The 1,352-nt window shown below is 32.1% G+C and carries 2 protein-coding genes; both read right to left on the bottom strand.

Translation table 11 applies throughout. The features are described from left to right. On the bottom strand, positions 1–933 hold a 933-nt coding region (locus tag DMC01_RS12475; protein ID WP_142694506.1), incomplete at its 3' end, for a hypothetical protein. Continuing rightward, positions 933–1,352 (bottom strand): hypothetical protein (locus DMC01_RS14065; RefSeq protein WP_185908954.1); only part of this gene is annotated, 420 nt, incomplete at its 5' end. The genes DMC01_RS14065 and DMC01_RS12475, both read right to left, overlap by 1 nt.

The following is a 1,352-nucleotide window of genomic DNA, read 5'->3' as shown; positions in this document are numbered from 1 at the left end:
GAAATCAAAATTAAACACATATCTAGTAGTAGCCCAAAGCCCTTTGAATTTAACATAATCAGGTCTTAGATCCTTTAAATTTATAGGCTTTTTGCTTCTAAGTTTTTTGGTATTACTCATTAGATCTATCCATAAGTCTTTGTCATTTTTAGGCATTACTTTGTGTGTGGCAAAGTCTTTGTGCTTGTATCTTAGCTCGTGTTCTTTATACATCTTGGTAGCTTTTACATTGTAGGGCTTTGATTTTTTAAATCTTGGAGCGAAATTGAATTTATCCTCTAAGACTATGTCTTTTTCATTTAGCTCCTCAAATTCTATGGCTTGGCCTAGTTTTTGTATGTCTTTTATGTAGGCGTAAGTTCTTGTCTCGTAAATTTCTTTTCCTAAATTTTCACCACTTTTAACATAGTCTATTACAGAGGGTATTAAAATATTATAAAGCTCATAAGATCTAGGCTCATAATCTATAACAGTGCAATCTATTGACACCCTCACAGGAATTTGCAAAAAGCCTTTAATTCTTTCTTTGAAAAAGTATTCTAGCTTATGTGGGGCAAGTTTTTGCAATAATTCTCTTGCGTAGATATGATGAAGGTTTAAATGGCTAGCCACATACTCAGCATCACTCCATCTATAATCCCAATCCTCGCGAAGTGAATCCAAAGAATCACCAAATAAAGGACTTTCTATAAAATATTTTTCATCCTTTGTGTATATAAGTATTTCTACACTAGAATCATAGATGATATTAAACCAACCCTCTATTTTCTCATCATCATAACCATTACCACAGCTATTTGGAAGATCAAAAAAATCTTTTCTATGCCACTGCAAAACTAGCATAGCTTCGATATTTTTTAATTGCTTTTTTATTTTAGTATTTTTTCTTCTTGTCTCAAAAAGTGTTCTATCCTTATCAACCCACTCATTCATCATTTGTCCTTGAAATCATTTTTTATATGAACTGTAAAATTTGCATATTTATGCCTTTTGATAAAAGCCATAAGCTTCTTAATGCTTGAATTTATATAGGGTTCTATCTTGTCTTTGTGGTGTTTGCCATATGTTTCAAATTCTAGCTCTATTTTTTTTAGCTCTTCTATTTCATCATTTTGTTTTAGTTTTTTGCTTTTAAGCTGAGAGATTCTCATCTCTTTTTCTTGTATTGCCTTTATAAGCTTTTTTCTTTCTTTACTAAGATCTATTTTATAATCGCTATGCGTTATTAGCTCCTCATTAAATTCCATATCTATAAATCCCCTCCCTATCAACAAACAACCCTCAGTCCTATCAAGCGGGGATTCTAGCACATTTGTGCCTGAGTGGATGAGTATGGCTGTTCTTGCCTTATC

It is taken from the genome of Campylobacter troglodytis, from assembly GCF_006864425.1.
GTDB lineage: Bacteria > Campylobacterota > Campylobacteria > Campylobacterales > Campylobacteraceae > Campylobacter_D > Campylobacter_D troglodytis.
The sequence above is the reverse complement of the archived record's forward strand: the minus strand, read 5'-3'. Positions and strand labels throughout refer to the sequence as shown.